Source organism: Psychrobacter sp. ER1, from assembly GCF_048631835.1.
Lineage (GTDB): Bacteria > Pseudomonadota > Gammaproteobacteria > Pseudomonadales > Moraxellaceae > Psychrobacter.
This window is the reverse complement of record NZ_CP184640.1, coordinates 610,403-628,014: the sequence shown is the minus strand read 5'-3', so window position 1 is coordinate 628,014 and position 17,612 is coordinate 610,403. Positions and strand designations below refer to the sequence as shown.

The following is a 17,612-nucleotide window of genomic DNA, read 5'->3' as shown; positions in this document are numbered from 1 at the left end:
AAACTGCTCTACCGTACCAAAATTACAGTTTCAAGCGACGCAATCTCAGCGCATTGCCAATGACAGATACTGAAGACAGACTCATCGCAGCGGCCGCTATCATTGGACTGAGCAACAGCCCAAAGAATGGATACAAAACGCCTGCCGCAAGCGGTATACCAAGCGCATTGTAGATAAACGCAAAAAACAGGTTTTGTCTGATATTTCGCATCGTAGAATGACTCAGTTTATGGGCTCTGACAATTCCCATCAGATCACCCTTCACTAGCGTGATGCCAGCACTTTCCATAGCCACATCTGTTCCTGTGCCCATGGCAATGCCAACGTTAGCCTGTGCAAGAGCGGGAGCATCGTTAATACCGTCACCCGCCATAGCCACGACCTTGCCGCTATTTTGTAGCTCTTTGATAATACGGTTTTTGTCTTCTGGAGAGACGTCAGCATGTACCTCATCAATATTTAACTTACTGGCAACGGCCCTAGCGGTTATTTCGTTGTCACCTGTTAGCATGACCACTTTTAGTCCAGCCTGATGCAGTAAAGATATCGCTTCGCTGGTACTCGGCTTGATCGGATCAGCGACTGATATTAAACCAGCAGCTTGGCCGTTTACTGCTACAAACATTACCGTTTCGCCGTCTTTTCTGCGCTTATCAGCACGTTCTGAAAGCGCACTGTCAAAGCTATCAAGACGTTGCATAAATTTTGAGTTGCCTACAGCGACTTGCTTGCCATTGACCAGTGCCTGCGCGCCTTCGCCAGTGGTTGAGCTGAAATCACTGGCTTTAGCAATATCAAGAGATTTTTCCTGCGCAGCTTTAACGATAGCTTCTGCCAAAGGATGCTCGCTGGCAGTCTCTACCGCAGCGACAAGTATAAGCAGTTCATTTTCATCTAATCCACCAAGTGCTTCGATAGCAGTGAGCTCTGGTTTGCCTGCGGTTAATGTTCCCGTTTTATCGACAACGATGGTATCGACTTTTTCCATGCTCTCTAACGCTTCAGCGTTTTTGATAAGCACGCCATTCTGAGCACCCTTGCCAGTACCGACCATAATCGACATAGGCGTGGCGAGTCCTAAAGCACAAGGGCAAGCGATGATTAACACTGCAATAGCGTTGACCAGTGCAAAGGCCATGGCAGGCGCAGGTCCGAAAATAGCCCAGACGATAAAAGTTATGATAGAGCAGATAAGGACAATTGGCACAAACCATCCAGCCACCTTATCCACCAGCTTCTGTATTGGTGCGCGACTGCGCTGGGCTTCAGCAACCATTTTGACGATCTTGGACAGTACCGTGTCATCACCCACGTCAACCGCTTCAACCAGTAGGGTTCCCGTGCCGTTTACTGTGCCACCAGTAACCGTATCGCCTTTTGCTTTAGAAACCGGAATAGGTTCCCCCGTTACCATCGACTCATCGATACTGCTGCTGCCTTCAAGCACAATACCATCTACAGGGAGTTTCTCTCCTGGCTTAACCCGTAATTTGTCGCCACTGATAACTTCGTCAAGGGAGACTTCTGTTTCAACGCCTTGCTCATCTACCCGCCTTGCATTTGGTGGTGCCAACTCAAGAAGAGCACGAATTGCGCCAGAAGTCTGGCTTCGGGCTTTAAGCTCTAGAACCTGACCTAGTAGTACCAATGTCGTGATAACCGCTGCTGCTTCATAATAAACACCGACTCGACCGGATGCATCCCTAAAACTGTCTGGGAAAATGCCCGGAATAAAGGTTGCTATCAGACTGAAACCAAATGCTGTACCTACACCTATCGCAATTAGGGTAAACATATTTAGGTTGCGACTTTTTATGGATTGCCAACCTCGCACGAAGAAAGGTGCTGCTCCCCATAGCACCACTGGTACCGCAAGCGCCAACTGTATCCACTGAGCAATCTGCCCAGCGATATCGCCCTGACCGCCTTGAATGAAGCTGTCTAAATTTATACCTACCATATCGCTCATTGCGTATAAAAATAAAGGAACGGTCAGCACGGTACAAATCCAAAAACGCCGAGTCATGTCATCGAGCTCTGAGGTATCCTCGTCACCAATAGTAACAGTCTCTGATTCAAGTGCCATGCCACATATGGGACAACCACTATTCTCAATATCTCTGACTTCGGGATGCATAGGACAGGTATAAACGGTTCCGCTGTAGCCAGCTGGCACCTTATCGTACTTGCCGCCTTTTACAGATTTTACCTTAGTACGGTCAGTATCCTTTCCATGACGGTGTGCATGACTGTCTTCATTATCATTTGAATCAGTAACCTCGTTCTCAGGTTTGAGAAACATACCGCATATTGGGCAATCGCTTTTTTCCACATCTCTCACTTCGGGATGCATAGGGCAGGTATAAACGGTACCGCTATAATTTTCCGGTACTTTGTCGTATTTACTCTCTTTAGTAGGATGGGCATCGGTATTCGACGGACTATGGCAGCTTGCATGGTCATCTTTCATTGCTACCATCTCGGCAACAGTGTCGTCAGGTTTAAGAGACATTTTGCATATGGGACAGCCGCTATCTGTAACGTCTCTCACCTCTGGATGCATCGGACAGGTATAAATGGTTCCACTGTAACCAGTTGGTACCTTATCGTAAGTGGTATCTTTATTGGATTCTATGCCTGTATTAGCTGTACCGTCACAGCAATCATGGTCTTCGCTATCCGAAGTATTTTTTGTCGTATCGTGTTTCATGACTATGTTCCAGTTATTGATTGCAATGATAGTTTAGGTTTAAGTCACCAGCTTTTGATCCCACCCAAGATTGGCGCACTGTCCGTCGTTCTCAGCATAGTTGACCTATCTGAGCCGAAGATTCAATGGCTACGCTAGACTCATCCTGCTTTAGCAAACCAGCGATATAGCGGTACAAACACAATCGCAAAATACCAACCATAAAGATAGGATTCGACAAATCCAATTAGGAAACCTGACCATGTCAACCATTCAAAACCAGGTAGCAGCGGTGCCCAAGCCTCATGCATGCTTATCTGCTCAGGTGCGAGTAGGCCAAAGACTATGCACAAGAGATAGCTGATGAGCAGAAACAGAGAAACGCTGTTGCCCACAGGACCAATTCTTAAAGTATTCGCTTTTGAATTCAATTCGTTCATCTTGACTCTCCTTGGTAGATGCTATACACCGCTTTCGTCACCACCAAACAACGGTATGGTATATGACCCGAACATCCGAACCAGAAAGCTCTGCGCAATAATTATATAAAATTACATCAGCAGAGCATTAAAACTGGTCGTCAAACAGTCTCTATATACTTGATGCAAGTACGTCGCAGCACCGCCAGCTGACGGGTAAGCGTTAGAGATTTTAATATAGGAGTAAGCACTAAAAGAGACAACAATTGCAGCAGCCAAAAGGCCAGTGGGGAAAGTGAACCATGCATACTCAGCCTTTTATTGCTTTTTCATGAGCAATGTTTTGATTCTGCAGTGAAAGTAGCTTTGAATAAAAAGACCTATATGCTTACGTCTATCATTTGATAGACCATTATTTTATTTGTTTAAAATAATGGTCTATCAGTATAGATCGTTATTCAAGCTCATCAATCAATTGCTTCATCTCAGCGATCTCACGCTTTTGCGCTTTTATAATATCGTCAGCAAGCTTTTGTACACGCGGATCTTCAATATCAGCGCGACTACTAGTGAGAATGGCAATCGAGTGATGCGGTATCATCGCTTGCATCCAATCGACTTGGTCGACCGTTGCTTGTGATCTGACGCCCCAGATACCGACAGCAAACATCAATACACTCAGGCCATAGATCATCAAATTGACCTTGGTCTTCTTATACATATTGGTCATAAATGCCAACATGACCACTGCCATACCGGCACCCATGTAGAGCGCCATATAAGCTCGGGTTTCACTAAAATAAATATGATCCCATTCATAAGTATTGAAATACATCATGATGTACATCACAATCGTAGACGTCACAATCATCAGGGTGAACTTTACGTAAGGGTTCATGGCCTGTTGATGATCCATGTTGTTTTGATCTGAAGTATTCATAGTATATCCCCTATTATTTTAATAAAATTAGAACCAGAATTTGACCCCGCAGTCAAACTACTGCTATCAACCGATTCATTTTCTTGACGTCGTTGACCACGAGCCTTGCCAAGCGCTGTCTCATAACTCACGCCCACATAAGGGGCTAGTTGGCGACTGAACGTCTCGTAAGTCAGCCTAACCTCAGCTTCCATCTCATTAAAGCCTTTGGTAATGCCATTATCATGGTCATCTTTACTAAAGGCAGTCAATCCCACCTCTGGTATGACTACCCAATGCTGATCTAAACGCCATTCATACTCTGCGCCTAAATCAAGGCGAAGTTGACCATCGGTATATAAGTAGGCTCTCGCATCTGTTTCAATGAAATACGGTGCGGTACCGACAATGCCTGCCATAAGGGCAGCGTTATCATTTTCAGTATCGTAAGCGACACCAGCTTCCCCATTCCAGAAAATGCTCAGTGGTTTCCAATAAGCAAGCGAGCTTAAGCTATCTATTTCTTTATCATCTTTAGTCTGAGCACTACCCTCGGTACGTAGTCTTATACGATTACTGTCAGTACCATACCAACCCGTCGCCTCGAAGTTGATTTGGTCTTCATCGAACTGATAGCCCAAGTCGTCTACTGACACTCCCCATAATGGCATGCTGCCCATCATCATTGGCTTACCATACTGTCCGTAGGGAACCCCATTTGAATAGTCTGGACTGCGAGCATCGGCTGGTGGCTGCCCACCTTGCATACCAGACATGTCCATACTGCCATGGTCCATGCCTGACATATCCATGCCACTGTGATCCATACCAGACATATCACCTGACATGTCCATGCCACTGTGATCCATACCAGACATATCGCCCGACATATCCATGCCGCTATGATCCATGCCAGACATATCGCCCGACATATCCATGCCACTATGATCCATACCAGACATATCGCCCGACATATCCATGCCGCTGTGATCCATATCAGACATATCGCCTGACATATCCATACCGCTGTGATCCATATCAGACATATCGCCCGACATATCCATGCCGCTGTGATCCATATCAGACATATCGCCTGACATATCCATACCGCTGTGATCCATATCAGACATATCGCCCGACATATCCATGCCGCTGTGATCCATACCAGACATATCCATATCTGACATATCCATGCCGCTATGATCCATATCTGACATATCCATACCGCTGTGGTCCATGCCAGACATATCAGCAGCCGTTGCAAACGATGAGGTGAGCAAGACTAGCGATGACAAACCAATGAATGGCAGATTTTTCTTAGATATTTTCATAATAAGCCTCATATTCGAAGGTTTGTTAAACGACGGCAACTTCTCTGAACATACCGGCTTCCATGTGATAAAGCAGGTGGCAATGCCACGCCCATCGTCCAACTTCACCCGTCACGTCGAAGCTAATCTTTTGCGCTGGCTGAACCACAATCGTATGTTTACGTACCTGAAAGTCTCCAGATGGGGTTCGCAAATCACTCCACATACCATGTAAGTGCATAGGGTGATTCATCATGGTGTCATTGACTAAGGTAATGCGTACACGCTCGTTAGGTTTAATATTAACAGGCGTTGCATCCTTAAACATGACACCATCTAGCGCCCAGATATAGCGTTCCATATTGCCAGTCAAATGTAATTCGATCTCTCTAGTAGGCTTGCGCTGCTCTGCCAATACTTGCTCATCCACGGAGCGCAATTGATCATAAGTCAAAACCTTTCTATTAATATCACGCAGGTTAATACCAGGATCATCGAGGTTCATACGTGGACTGTCGACGCGCATATCAGATTTAAAGTCGTACTCGGTCTTAGCATGCCGTGCTTTGTAGCCTTTGTCACCCATAGCCCCCATCATATCAGCCATGGTCAGCCATTCGATCTTATCCATAGCAGGTATTGCAGCACGAGCGCCTTTTTTGGTCGCAAGCGTGGTCGCGACATAGCCTGAACGATCAATGTTTTGGGCAAATATGGTATGTGCATCTTTGGTCGGCGTGACGATGACATCATAAGTCTCAGCCACCCCAATACGGAAGTCATCAATCGCAACGGGCGCGACATCATTGCCATCCGTTGAGACGACGGTCATTTCCAGACCCGGTATACGCACATCGAATATCGTCTGTGCTGAGCCATTGATAAAGCGTAGTTTGACGGGCTGTCCCGCTTTCACTAGCTGTGTCCAATTGGCTGCGGTAGTTTTACCATTCATAAGGTAAGTGAATGTCTTCTCACCAGACAGATCGGTGAAATCCGTCGGCATCATGCGCATCTTATTCCACATTTTGCGCTTGTCATAAGCGGCTTCTAGATCTGTTGCGGCAATATCAGACAATAGCTTTTTAAAATCTGGCAAATGGTAGTTATCAAAGTCAGCGCGCTGCTTTAATAGCTTTAGCAAGTTATGCGGATCGCGGTGTGTCCAATCACTCAATAAAATCACGTGATCTTCGGCGACTGGATAGCGTTCGCGGCCTTTAGGCTCAATGACGATAGCCCCGCGCATTCCAGTTTGCTCTTGAAAGCCAGTATGGGAGTGATACCAATATGTACCTGATTGAATGAGTTTGAATTTATAGGTAAAGGTACTCTTCGCAGGAATACCATCAAAGCTGATACCTGGCACACCATCCATTTCAAATGGGACGAGCAAGCCATGCCAGTGAATAGAGGTCGACTCATTCATCTGGTTATGGACACGGATGGTCACGGTATCGCCTTCTTGCATCTTTAGCGTTGGCGCTGGCAGTGAGTCATTGATGAGGGTTGCCATACTCGACTTGCCATTGACAGTAACGGGCTTCTTGCTGACATACAGGTCAAACTCTGTACCGGTTAGAATGGGTACGATATGGTCAGCTTTATCACTGTTGACGGCTACGTTTTGTTGACCTTTTCCTAGCGCACTATTGGCAATAGACGGCAGCGTAGATAGCATGGATGCCCCTAACAAAGTAGAAGACCCTGTTAAGAAGCGCCTGCGATTGAACATATTCTTGTTCATAATAATTTACCTAACTTAATCCGTGAAATGGGAGTTGAGTTCATATAACTGTTGGCTCATTAATAGAACAGAATGAGCTATGTAATGCTTTAATCAAACTAGATTTGCTGCTGCGGTGAGTCAATGGTTGCATAAATGGCTGTTGAGCCGTCTTTGTTAAGCTGCATCACTTTATACGGCATAAATTTATCTTGATATTCCATACCAGGGCTACCAACTGGCATGCCAGGTACGGCAAGGCCAATCGCATCACTTGGCGGATTCTTTAGAAACTGTGCCATATATTTGGCAGGGACATGGCCTTCAAAGACAAAGCCATCGGTAGTAACGGTAGTATGGCAAGAGCGCATTTGCTGTGGTACGCCATAACGATCTTTAAACAAAGACACGTCGGCAACATCATGGGTAGCTGCGCTTAACCCATTGTCTTCTGCGTGGCCGACCCACTCTTTACAGCAACCACAATTGGCATCTTTATAGACGGTGGCTGACACATTTCGCAAAATAGTTGATTGGGTATCTGAATGAGCACTGACAGGTATTATTTCGGCTTGTGGTTGCTCTATTAGCGCGGTTTTTTGCGTAGCGGTAGTTGGCTCAGTCGCTGGTTTTGAGTCAGCAGTAGTCGCGTTAGGTTGACTACAAGCGGCTATCGTTAACGATAATGGCAATACCACAATCGCTGAGAGCACACGGCCAGATATCAGATTATGTTCATTAATAAATCTATTGGTATAGCGTCTCATAAAACCACTCCTGAGCGTCTATCTGACGATCACATTTATAAAAATTAAAGCCGTAACACTGACCAAAGTAGTACTGGTAAAGCTTAAAACTCAAATCGCAAAAGGCAGCACTATTAAGCACTGCATCTTTTACGAAAAATCAATGTTGCATTCCGGATCCATCACCTGACATATCCATCTCACCATCAAATGACATGCCCAACATATCATCGTCTATCCTAGTGGTTAGCATGGTGTACTGGTTTTCATTCAATTCAGGTAACGATCTGATAAAAGCGACCATTGCCCACATTCTATCATCATCGTGCGAAGCGCCCCATGCGGGCATACCTGATGCCATAATACCGTGTTTAATGGCCCAAAAGGCTTGCTGAGCACCGGCATCTGTTTTATAGCGTTCCACCAATTCAGTATTGGTAAAATTGGGCGGCTTTGGATATAAACTTGCACTAAAATCAGTACTTTCTACCCCAGGAGATAAGTGACAGCCTGCACACATATCTTTATAGTCTGCCCCGCCCGAGCTGATCATTTCTGTCTTTTCTAGGTTTGGAACCGCAATGTCCTTACTAGCATTTGCTATTGAACGCGTACGTGCCGTTTCTAAAAAATTGTAAACCAGCGGACTATGGGCTTGATCAGCACCGATATTTATCACGCCACTGGTCACCACAATAAAAATGCCCACAATAGCGACAAAAACAGTAAGCAGTATTCCTAGTAAAAACTTCATAGGTTTGTCCTAAAAATCCATTTTTGTTAATACCCAATTACTGCTCGACAAAACCATCTAACAATAATATTGAATTTCTACGATCAATGTCTAAGAATCACTTTTACTAGTAACACAGTGCTTTTGGTACATCGCTTTCATTTTTCCCATGTTGGTCATCATAGCTTTCATAGCAGGATCCTTCATATCCATTTTACTATGATCCATTTTGCCCATCATTTGCATGTGCTTTTCCATTTTTTCACAATTCATCTGATCTTTTTCAGCATGCATTTTTGGGTCATGTGCCAAAGCAGATGTTGAAACAACTAAGGCTATAGCAGTTGCTACGATTGATTTAGACAGTGGTATTGATTTGAATAGTGACATGGTAAATCCTTATTTTATTTGGTATGAAGTCGAAAAACTTTAAAATATTAAGTTACTTTAAAGCATACTTTATTGATTCTGACAGAGAGATGACAGCAAGATTACAATTCTGTCATCTTGCTATTTATGGTTTTTAATATTGTCATCAATCCTTTAGTATGACATCAGAGCTGATATTACTTATCGCTACCATATTTGTTAATAAAGTATTTTTCAGACTGTAGATGTTGATCTTTGTGTTCAATCTCACAAGCCACTCTAGCATCGATATAGCTTTTCATTTGGGCGCTAGAAAGCTGAGCATCGTTATGATCCAAGTTTTTTGCAAAGTCAGTAACAGCGTCGCAGTTATTGATGATTGAAGTACTTAGATCAGTAGTATGCGCATTAGCAGTAGTAATACCTATAAGTACAGATACCGATAGCAATACTACTTTTTTGAATGAACCGTGAATTTTCATATAAAACCTCTTTTGTAAGTTATTAGGCGTTTAAATTGATTACCTGTGAAAATAATTCGTAGTAGCTAGATATTAGGAACGAGCAACTATGTTTCATTCATATAGATTAGCAAAAGAAGACTGACAATCTGATTACGAGCACATGACATTTTTGTCAGTTACAAAACGTTTTTGTCATCTATATTGATTAGGATGTCAAATAATCATAATCGTGTTGAGGGGTTACTATGAAAATACTACTGGTAGAAGATGAGTTGAAACTAGGCGAGTATATAAAAAAGGCTTAACCGAAGCTGGATTTATTGTTGATCATCACCTAACCGGTCTAGATGGCTATCATGCATTGATGACAGAAGAGTTTAGCGTGATCCTAATGGATGTGATGCTGCCTGATGTTAGCGGCTTTGAGCTGGTTCGCAATTACCGAGCAGCGGGTAAGCAAACGCCTGTACTCTTTCTAACGGCAAAAGATGACTTAAGCGATAAAATAAAAGGGATTGAGATTGGGGGTGATGATTATTTGACCAAACCTTTTGCGTTTGCAGAACTGATAGTCAGAATAAAAAGTCTATTACGACGCGCCAATCAAGCCGATTATCAAAGTACGATTCTGCAAATAGCGGATCTCAAGATGGATATTGCCAAGCGCACTGTACATAGAGGCGGCAAGCCTATTAAGCTCACGGCAAAAGAATTTTCCTTACTACAGTTTTTATTAGAGCGCCGAGGTGAAGTGCTACCACGCACCGTGATCGCCTCCCAAGTATGGGATGTGAATTTTGATAACGATACCAATGTGATTGATGTGGCGATAAGGCGTCTGCGTATAAAAATAGACGATGGTCATGAGGCAAAGCTCATTCATACTGTGCGTGGAATGGGCTATCGCTTAGAGGCGCTGGCTACTGAGGTCCAAATTGATGCGGACGGAGACGATTCTAAATAGCATGAACCATACACTCAGAAACCGGCGCTGGTCACTGCTATGGCGAACGATTTCCTTATTGACAGTCTTCGTTATTATCTCTCAGGTCATCATCTATGCGTGGGTGCAGCGCTCTGTGAGTGGACACTTTGAGCAAATGGACTCAGAGATTATCACCCATGCAGCTTTTAATCTGCGTAAACGCATGGTTAGTGTTAACGAGCCCATAGAACCATTCACAGTGTCAAAGTCCCAATCACTCATTGATGACAATCACTTGCATTCCTCTTGGCTGGATTATGATTTAAAAACCTTAGTAGCAGATAAAAAGGTAAGTTATTATCCAGTGACCCCAGTAATTTCATTCATAGTTTGCCAGCCGATTTTAGCTTGTTATCACTATGGCAGGAACATCACGATCAGCAGTTTATGATCAAGATAAACAATAGGCATTACCGAGCCATTATTATTCCAAATCAAGAGATTTTGGCGTTTATCGCCCTACCTACCAATGTGCATCATCAATATCTTATCCAGTTTAATCGCCAGCTGAGCTTGATACTCACAGCCATCACCTTGTTGTTGGTTTCAGTAGCGGCATTAAGTGTGTATTGGGGGTTTGCGCCTTTGTCCACTATCGTACAAAAATGAAAGGCATAAACCTCCAAAGGTTAGACGAAAGAGTTGCGGTTGACGATATGCCGTTAGAACTGAGGCCACTAGCAGAATCTTACAATTCAATGATGGTCAAGCTTGAAAGTAACTTTGAGTCTTTGTCTCGGTTTTCAGACAATATTGCCCATGAGCTACGTACGCCAATAGCGACGCTGAGTACACAAACGCAGGTCATGTTAACTAAGCCAAGAGAAGGCGACGAATATATCGAGCAGCTACATCATCAGCATGATACGTTAGAGCAGTTATCCGCCATGATTAACAATATGCTGCTACTGGCAAAAACCCAAAAGGATTAAGTGACTCGCAAATCAGTCACGTGGATACAGACAGCTTAATCACAAAGCTCGTTGATTACTATGAAATGATTGCAGAAGATCGAGGGATAACTTTTGAGAAATCAGGTAAGTTCGAAAGAGTATTAGGTGATGAAGGCTTATTGCAACGGCTGTTTGCCAACCTGATGTCAAATGCCATTTATTACGCAGCTAGTGATAGTACTATCATGATATCCGCTACCGTCTTCACCTCAACCACCTCACTTAATGTAGCAGAAGACGAGGTTCGACCCTCAAAGCAGCCATGGTTGAGACTAACGATAACCAATCGTTTAGACAAACCGTTAGATCAGAGTCAAGCCGATAAATTATTCGAGCGATTTTATCGTCATGATAAAACTAGCCATAAGTATGCAGGTACAGGGTTGGGATTATCTATCGTGCAGGCTATCGCTAATGCACATAAAGGTACGGTTGGTATCACTATCAAAGATGAGTATTTTTTGAGGTTACTGTAAGATTATTGATGGCTTAACAAGGTAAATCAAAAGAAGATAAACTCAAAACGTTGTTGTCAAAAACTCAATATCGGAGTATTTGCAAGTGTAGTCCAGAACCGTTTCTTCAATGCATTCGAAAAATCGTTAAGATCTAAACTACGGCTGAAATGCCTGACTATTTTTTCGAAATTATAGCACCCCATTTCTACAGTAATTTATTCCGATATTACTTTGATGAGTTAATAATTCGCTTAATCAGTAATTTCTGAAAAATTTAAGTATAAAATACGTACATTAAAACCATAAAAAATGATTGAATTCTATACTTAACTAGTGACCAAAATTGATATTCATGTTGCTATAAAATTCTTTAAAAGACGCTAAACGTCACACCGATAAATCCTTTACACCTCTTTATTTGTATAGTATGGTAGGTTGTTATACATTAATATAACTTAATGAAATATGGTGGTTCTAGCCTCCGAAGCCGAGGGTCGTGGGTTCGATTCCCGCCGAGCGCACCAATCATACTGTTTACAATTTCGCTCTACCCTTCCCTTAGTACTATCTTAAACTTCCTATACTTATTAAACCTACACTTCAAAATGTTTGCGGTTTTTCTGTGCTTATATATTTCTAGTGCTCTCATCTATATATAACTTACTCTGCATCTTGTAAGTTAGCTGTTAGCTGAGCACGGCTAGGTATATGGTGATAATTAATCACTGGCACATCACCCAAACGGCGCTGACCTTCAGCAATTTTTTTATCAATCGTAATCATCGCAATTTTTTTATCTTGTTTGCTAACGAGCAAATGATTTGCCTTACGTGTGACTCGATAATCAGCAAAATGCTGTTTTAATATCGCTGATGTTTTTTGCAGCGCATCATTCGGTGTTGCATTCTTTGATTTTATGCCGCCATGCTTTTCGCCTGCTTTTGCGCCGCGCGATTTTGCCACGAACCATAAAGCTGCGATGACAGCGAACAATATGACAAGCCACCAAATTCCGTCTATCATAAGTAAAAATATCCATTATTAGCAAGGGTTGGCTCATGTTAGCAGAATTATTACCAGCGTTAATAGCAGAAGTAAAACTTGCAGCACAACTGTTGTCATCGAAACAGCGTATTTGCATTTTGACTGGGGCTGGCATTTCAGCAGAAAGTGGCATCCCAACATTTCGAGATAAGCAAACAGGACTGTGGGATAATTACGGTGTCGAAGACTTGGCCACCCCTGAAGCGTTCACTCGTGATCCAAAGCTGGTGTGGTCATGGTATCAGTGGCGTCGGCAAATGGTCGCAGACAAAGCACCAAATCCTGCCCATCATGCGTTGGCTCAGTGGCAGTATCATGCGCAAACCTCCGATCAGCAAGTGATACTCATCACCCAAAATGTCGATGATTTGCACGAGCAAGCTGGTAGCGCAGTGACTCACCTGCATGGTCATCTGTGGCGTAACCGCTGTGGTCAGTGTGAGACACCCTATCAAGATCAATCGAGAGCGTCGTACGACAATCAAGGCACCATGAACTTTGATGAAACACTGCCTAACTGTCCGCATTGTGACGGTTACATCAGACCAGATATTGTTTGGTTTGGCGAAGCTCTACCTGTACAGGCCTGGCAGGCTGCCGAAGATGCTGCGGCTAATTGCGAAGTGTTTATCAGTATCGGTACCTCAAGCTTGGTTTATCCGGCTGCTGGATTATCACAGCTAGCCAAACAAAACGGCGCGCAAATTATTGAGATAAACCCTGACCCAACGCCAAATACCATCGTCGATATCACATTAGCAGAAAAAGCAGGAATCGTTTTGCCGCTGCTTATAGAAGAGATTACGGCTTTATAATTGCTACTACTCATAGATATTACTGAATGACAGACAATAAAAAAGCTTAACGATTCATATAAACCGTTAAGCCTCTGCTACTAAAAACAAGCTCGTTAAAATTATTTCAATGCAAGATCAACTCTCGCCAAGTAAGCTTCTTTCAATTCATCACTGATAAATGCCGATTTAAATGAGTTCTTTACCAAGGTGATGACATCGTCTTCCGTAATCGGCAGATTCTCATATAGATTGATAAAGTTTTGATTCACGTAGCCTTTGAAATACGCAGGGTCATCTGAGTTAACGCTGATATTTAGACCGTAATCTAAAAGCTCTTTAATATTGTGCTCTTTATAAGTCTCAAAGACTTTTAGCTCGATATTTGAGTTCGGGCAAACCGTCAGTGGCATCTGCTCATCTTTGAGTCTTTGCATCAATTCTGGGCTTTTTATAGACTGCACACCATGATCGATTCTATTAATATTCAATAAATCTAACGCTTCGTAGATGTACGAGAAGTCTGCTTCTTCGCCTGCATGAGCAACCAACTTAAAGCCTTCTTCTTTGGCTTTTTGGAAGACTTCTTTAAATTTCGATGGTGGGTTACCCAACTCTGATGAATCAAGGCCAACACCGATAATGTCGTCTTTATAATCTAGTGCTTGTTCTAATGTCTTGAACGCTTCTTCTTGCGATAAATGACGCAAGAAACACATGATGATACATGACGTGATACCGTATTTTGCTTTAGCATCTGCAAGTGCTTCTTTGATACCTGTGATGACCGCTTCAAAAGGTACACCGCGTTCGGTATGCGTCTGCGGATCAAAGAATATCTCTGTGTGGATGACGTTATCTTCAACACATCTAAGAATATATTCCCATGTCAAATCATAGAAATCATCCTTTGTAAGCAGGACGTTTGCACCCGCATAGTAAATATCTAAAAAGGTCTGTAGATTGGTGAAGTTATAAGCACTGCGTACATTTTCAATATCTTTATAAGGTATCTCTACGTTGTTCTTTTTGGCCAGTCTAAACATCAGCTCAGGCTCTAACGAACCTTCGATATGTAGATGAAGTTCAGCTTTCGGTAGTTTCTTTATTAATTCAATCATAGTCTTCCAATAATGGTGTTATCGAGACGAGCCCTAGTAAATGTTGCACAGTAGGATAATCAAACTGTATATAAGGCATTATCTGTCCCAGAAGAGTTATTTTAACACTAAAAGCATATCGCCTAAAACAAACCCCTTTGACCGTATAGATAAGCTACTTATAAAAGCAACCTTCTTAATACAACCATATAAGGCGCAAACTACTTTAAAAATACCACTGTATCGGACAGCTCATTGCCTTCTGGATCATGCTCTAAATGATAATACTGACGTAATACCTGCCCCACTTCATCCAACAATTCAGCCAAGCTCTCTTCTGTCTTTTGAGTAGCAATACCAGATACTGCCTTTTCGCACATTGCATTCCATACTGTTGGACTCACATGAGCGCTGATACCTCGGTCTGCGACAATCTCTAGTTTACGCTCGCATACATTGACATAGATCAAGACGCCCGTATTTTCTTCCGTGTCCCAGACGCGATATTCGCTAAACAAATCAATCGCACGCTCACGGCAGTTCATGCGATAAGCTTCTTGGATAGGCAGATGGTTTTCTACAATTAAGAACACCTCACCACGATGCCCACGCTCGGCTCGTGTCACAGCATCTGTTAGACGCGCCTTAGATTCTGTTGTTAGCCACTTACTATGTAATAAAGGGACGAACAAAACTTGACGCCACCAGCGGGCAAAACTGGGGTTTGAAGCGTTGTCTTCTACCATTATATTATTTCCTCAAGTACGTCGTTTTCGATGGTTATGTAGAGTTTATTTTGTTTGCGTGTGTGGAATACTTACCACGAGCCACCTGCACCGCCGCCGCCGAAACCACCGCCGCCACCGCCAAAGCCGCCGCCTCCGAAACCACCACCGCCAAAGCCGCCTCCACTACCGCCGCCCATACCGGGTAAGAAAATCATGCCGCCTCTGCGCCCATTTTTACCGCCGCCGCCTTTTCCACCGCCACCACCGCGTGAGATCAAAAACATCCAGATGAATATCGCCATAATCAGCGTCATAAAGAAACCGCCGCCTAAAGCCATCGAACCTGCAAAAAACCCACCAGCGGTAATGATAGAACCAAATACTCGGCCCAATATATTAGTAATAAAGCTACCAAAAATCATCGCCATGATAAATAAGAAAATAGGTGATGGCAGCTCGTCTGAGCTTTGCTGAGCAGTACGTTCTGCGGCTTGTGCATCAGCACGGGCTAAGACTTCAGGATCAGCAGTTAGGCGTGTTTTGAGCGCTTCAACGCCAGCGATTATCCCCGCACCATAGTTATTTTGCTTAAATAACGGTGTGATATCTTCGCGAATGACACGGTTAACCGCCGCATCGGGCAAGACGCCTTCTAGTCCATAACCCGTTAGAATATACATATCACGGTCATTGACAGCAACGACAATCAGCAGGCCATCATCGATAGCTTCATCACCCAGTTCCCACTTCTCAGCAACTTGCAAGGCATAATCAAATATTGGTACGCCATTGGTAGTTGGTACGATAACCACCGCTGCTTGTGCTAATCCCTGCTGATAAATACTTCTAAGCTGCGCCTCTAGACGTAGCTTCTCTTGAGGATTTAAAATATTGGCCTGATCAACGACTGGTTCATTAAGTATCAACTTGTCAGCGTCAACACCCTCGGCACTGGAGCCTACAGGTGGCTGAGCGGTTGTTTGAGCATTGGTTGTATCATTTGCTGTGCTTTGGTTATCTGCGTTTTGATTGATAGCGTCGTTGCCGAGCACTACCCCATTGATGGCATCATTATTTAATACAGCATCATTGATTGCTTCGTTAGACTCTCCTGCTTTAGCAACGGCCACCAACTCTTCGACACTACGGTTTTGCAGATTCGAGGTGCTATCTGTCGCCACCGCTGTATCATTGGGTGCAGCGTGCAATGCAGGCACGCTGACGACACCTAACGTAAACAGTAATGCTGATAAGATTGCTTTTGAATTATTCATCTAATCTATACCACCTCAGATAACATCTTTACCAATTGATAGACTCTAACTAATCATCATTGAACCATTAGCTAAATAAACAGAGCTGCCTATGCCGCTCTATTGCTATTGTCACATTAATTCTAAATTTTATTCAGCAGACTTTTCTGTAGAGTCGCCAAAATCAACACTTGGTGCGGTTGAAATCGCTTCCTCATTAGCCACACTAAAGTTGGGCTTAGTATCCATACCAAATACTTTTGCAGTGATATTGGTTGGGAACTGACGCACCGTTGTATTGTATCCCTGCACTTCTTGTATATAACGGTTACGAGCCACAGCAATACGGTTCTCAGTACCTTCTAACTGCGCTTGCAGGTCCTGAAACAGTGCATCTGATTTTAGATCTGGATAACGCTCAGACACTGCCATCAAACGTGACAATGCCCCTGTCATCTGCTCTTGCGCTGCTGCATAACGCTCCATCGCTTCTGGATCATTGAGTACTTCTGGCGTTACCGTGATACCGCCCGCACGTGAGCGAGCTTCTGCCACTTGGGTGAAGACTTCTTGCTCTTGCTCGGCGTATTGCTGTACGACTTTGACTAAGTTTGGCACCAAATCAGAACGACGCTGATACTGGTTGACCACTTCTGACCATGAAGCAGTGACCTGCTCATCTTGTGCTTGCAGGTTGTTATAGCCACAGCCACTTAGACCGACTGTAGAGGTTGTCAATAAAGCGGCTAGCAACATCGGCTTCATAATAGATTTACGCGTCATTGTTGATTCTCCTAATAATGATAAATAACAAATATCCAGTACCACGTTTTTAATATTTTTAAGTTTTCTTGGTATTCATACGGCAGTCATGCGCTCTATATATTGTATATCTGCGCATCACTCTATCAGCATGATATCA

15 protein-coding genes and 2 pseudogenes are annotated in these 17,612 nt (G+C 43.4%); 3 read left to right on the top strand and 14 right to left on the bottom strand.

All coding sequences use genetic code 11. The features are described from left to right. Positions 1-22: 22 nt before the first annotated feature. The 9 genes from ACOBWA_RS02825 to ACOBWA_RS02785 form a co-directional block, all read right to left on the bottom strand. Positions 23-2,710: a copper-transporting P-type ATPase gene (locus tag ACOBWA_RS02825; RefSeq protein WP_420230160.1), complete on the bottom strand. Its 2,688-nt coding sequence runs from the start codon at positions 2,708-2,710 to the stop codon at positions 23-25. A 140-nt stretch (positions 2,711-2,850) separates the two neighbouring features. Next, positions 2,851-3,129, bottom strand: a complete 279-nt coding sequence (locus ACOBWA_RS02820) for a DUF5676 family membrane protein (protein ID WP_201589850.1) — start codon at positions 3,127-3,129, stop codon at positions 2,851-2,853. A gap of 433 nt (positions 3,130-3,562) precedes the next feature. Further along, the gene (locus ACOBWA_RS02815) at positions 3,563-4,048 is read right to left on the bottom strand and encodes a DUF305 domain-containing protein (RefSeq protein ID WP_420230159.1); all 486 of its coding nucleotides are present in this window, start codon (positions 4,046-4,048) and stop codon (positions 3,563-3,565) included. After that, entirely contained in the window at positions 4,045-5,358 is a 1,314-nt protein-coding gene (locus tag ACOBWA_RS02810; RefSeq protein WP_420230158.1) for a copper resistance protein B, read from the bottom strand. Before ACOBWA_RS02810 ends, ACOBWA_RS02815 begins: the two co-directional genes overlap by 4 nt. Before the next feature lie 25 nt (positions 5,359-5,383). Then, positions 5,384-7,084: a copper resistance system multicopper oxidase gene (locus ACOBWA_RS02805; protein ID WP_420230157.1), complete on the bottom strand. Its 1,701-nt coding sequence runs from the start codon at positions 7,082-7,084 to the stop codon at positions 5,384-5,386. 98 nt (positions 7,085-7,182) lie between these two features. Next, positions 7,183-7,830, bottom strand: coding sequence for a DUF411 domain-containing protein (locus ACOBWA_RS02800; RefSeq protein ID WP_420230156.1), 648 nt, complete (start codon positions 7,828-7,830; stop codon positions 7,183-7,185). A gap of 139 nt (positions 7,831-7,969) precedes the next feature. Continuing rightward, the gene (locus tag ACOBWA_RS02795; RefSeq protein ID WP_197102716.1) at positions 7,970-8,563 is read right to left on the bottom strand and encodes a c-type cytochrome; all 594 of its coding nucleotides are present in this window, start codon (positions 8,561-8,563) and stop codon (positions 7,970-7,972) included. 90 nt (positions 8,564-8,653) lie between these two features. After that, on the bottom strand, positions 8,654-8,932 hold the full coding sequence (locus ACOBWA_RS02790; protein ID WP_197102714.1) for a hypothetical protein: 279 nt from the start codon (positions 8,930-8,932) through the stop codon (positions 8,654-8,656). A 176-nt stretch (positions 8,933-9,108) separates the two neighbouring features. Next, a complete protein-coding gene (locus ACOBWA_RS02785) occupies positions 9,109-9,393 on the bottom strand; it encodes a hypothetical protein (RefSeq protein WP_102093213.1) in 285 nt (94 codons plus the stop codon). A 227-nt stretch (positions 9,394-9,620) separates the two neighbouring features. On the opposite strand from ACOBWA_RS02785, the pseudogene ACOBWA_RS02780 reads away from it, so the two are divergent. After that, positions 9,621-10,339: pseudogene (locus ACOBWA_RS02780) on the top strand (heavy metal response regulator transcription factor). A gap of 1 nt (position 10,340) precedes the next feature. Then, a pseudogene (locus ACOBWA_RS02775) lies at positions 10,341-11,806 on the top strand (ATP-binding protein). 625 nt (positions 11,807-12,431) lie between these two features. Here ACOBWA_RS02775 and ACOBWA_RS02770 read toward each other — a convergent pair. After that, a complete protein-coding gene (locus ACOBWA_RS02770) occupies positions 12,432-12,794 on the bottom strand; it encodes a hypothetical protein (protein ID WP_420230155.1) in 363 nt (120 codons plus the stop codon). A 35-nt stretch (positions 12,795-12,829) separates the two neighbouring features. Between ACOBWA_RS02770 and ACOBWA_RS02765 the strand changes: the two genes are divergently transcribed. Continuing rightward, positions 12,830-13,630, top strand: coding sequence for an SIR2 family NAD-dependent protein deacylase (locus tag ACOBWA_RS02765; protein WP_420230154.1), 801 nt, complete (start codon positions 12,830-12,832; stop codon positions 13,628-13,630). Positions 13,631-13,731: 101 nt separating this feature from the next. Here the strand turns inward: ACOBWA_RS02765 and ACOBWA_RS02760 are convergent, their stop codons facing one another. The 4 genes from ACOBWA_RS02760 to ACOBWA_RS02745 form a co-directional block, all read right to left on the bottom strand. Beyond that, entirely contained in the window at positions 13,732-14,730 is a 999-nt protein-coding gene (locus ACOBWA_RS02760; RefSeq protein ID WP_420230153.1) for an adenosine deaminase, read from the bottom strand. Positions 14,731-14,930: 200 nt separating this feature from the next. Continuing rightward, positions 14,931-15,455, bottom strand: coding sequence for a TPM domain-containing protein (locus ACOBWA_RS02755; protein ID WP_101204947.1), 525 nt, complete (start codon positions 15,453-15,455; stop codon positions 14,931-14,933). A 71-nt stretch (positions 15,456-15,526) separates the two neighbouring features. Beyond that, a complete protein-coding gene (locus ACOBWA_RS02750; RefSeq protein ID WP_420230152.1) occupies positions 15,527-16,711 on the bottom strand; it encodes a TPM domain-containing protein in 1,185 nt (394 codons plus the stop codon). A 129-nt stretch (positions 16,712-16,840) separates the two neighbouring features. Further along, on the bottom strand, positions 16,841-17,473 hold the full coding sequence (locus ACOBWA_RS02745) for a LemA family protein (protein WP_057758539.1): 633 nt from the start codon (positions 17,471-17,473) through the stop codon (positions 16,841-16,843). Positions 17,474-17,612: the final 139 nt, after the last annotated feature.

What these genes read in the sequence shown, in the direction of transcription:
- ACOBWA_RS02825 (WP_420230160.1), bottom strand. Translation starts at nt 2,710, where the DNA reads ATGAAACACGATACGACAAAAAATACTTCGGATAGCGAAGACCATGAT.
- ACOBWA_RS02820 (WP_201589850.1), bottom strand. Translation starts at nt 3,129, where the DNA reads ATGAACGAATTGAATTCAAAAGCGAATACTTTAAGAATTGGTCCTGTG.
- ACOBWA_RS02815 (WP_420230159.1), bottom strand. Translation starts at nt 4,048, where the DNA reads ATGAATACTTCAGATCAAAACAACATGGATCATCAACAGGCCATGAAC.
- ACOBWA_RS02810 (WP_420230158.1), bottom strand. Translation starts at nt 5,358, where the DNA reads ATGAAAATATCTAAGAAAAATCTGCCATTCATTGGTTTGTCATCGCTA.
- ACOBWA_RS02805 (WP_420230157.1), bottom strand. Translation starts at nt 7,084, where the DNA reads ATGAACAAGAATATGTTCAATCGCAGGCGCTTCTTAACAGGGTCTTCT.
- ACOBWA_RS02800 (WP_420230156.1), bottom strand. Translation starts at nt 7,830, where the DNA reads ATGAGACGCTATACCAATAGATTTATTAATGAACATAATCTGATATCT.
- ACOBWA_RS02795 (WP_197102716.1), bottom strand. Translation starts at nt 8,563, where the DNA reads ATGAAGTTTTTACTAGGAATACTGCTTACTGTTTTTGTCGCTATTGTG.
- ACOBWA_RS02790 (WP_197102714.1), bottom strand. Translation starts at nt 8,932, where the DNA reads ATGTCACTATTCAAATCAATACCACTGTCTAAATCAATCGTAGCAACT.
- ACOBWA_RS02785 (WP_102093213.1), bottom strand. Translation starts at nt 9,393, where the DNA reads ATGAAAATTCACGGTTCATTCAAAAAAGTAGTATTGCTATCGGTATCT.
- ACOBWA_RS02770 (WP_420230155.1), bottom strand. Translation starts at nt 12,794, where the DNA reads ATGATAGACGGAATTTGGTGGCTTGTCATATTGTTCGCTGTCATCGCA.
- ACOBWA_RS02765 (WP_420230154.1), top strand. Translation starts at nt 12,830, where the DNA reads ATGTTAGCAGAATTATTACCAGCGTTAATAGCAGAAGTAAAACTTGCA.
- ACOBWA_RS02760 (WP_420230153.1), bottom strand. Translation starts at nt 14,730, where the DNA reads ATGATTGAATTAATAAAGAAACTACCGAAAGCTGAACTTCATCTACAT.
- ACOBWA_RS02755 (WP_101204947.1), bottom strand. Translation starts at nt 15,455, where the DNA reads ATGGTAGAAGACAACGCTTCAAACCCCAGTTTTGCCCGCTGGTGGCGT.
- ACOBWA_RS02750 (WP_420230152.1), bottom strand. Translation starts at nt 16,711, where the DNA reads ATGAATAATTCAAAAGCAATCTTATCAGCATTACTGTTTACGTTAGGT.
- ACOBWA_RS02745 (WP_057758539.1), bottom strand. Translation starts at nt 17,473, where the DNA reads ATGACGCGTAAATCTATTATGAAGCCGATGTTGCTAGCCGCTTTATTG.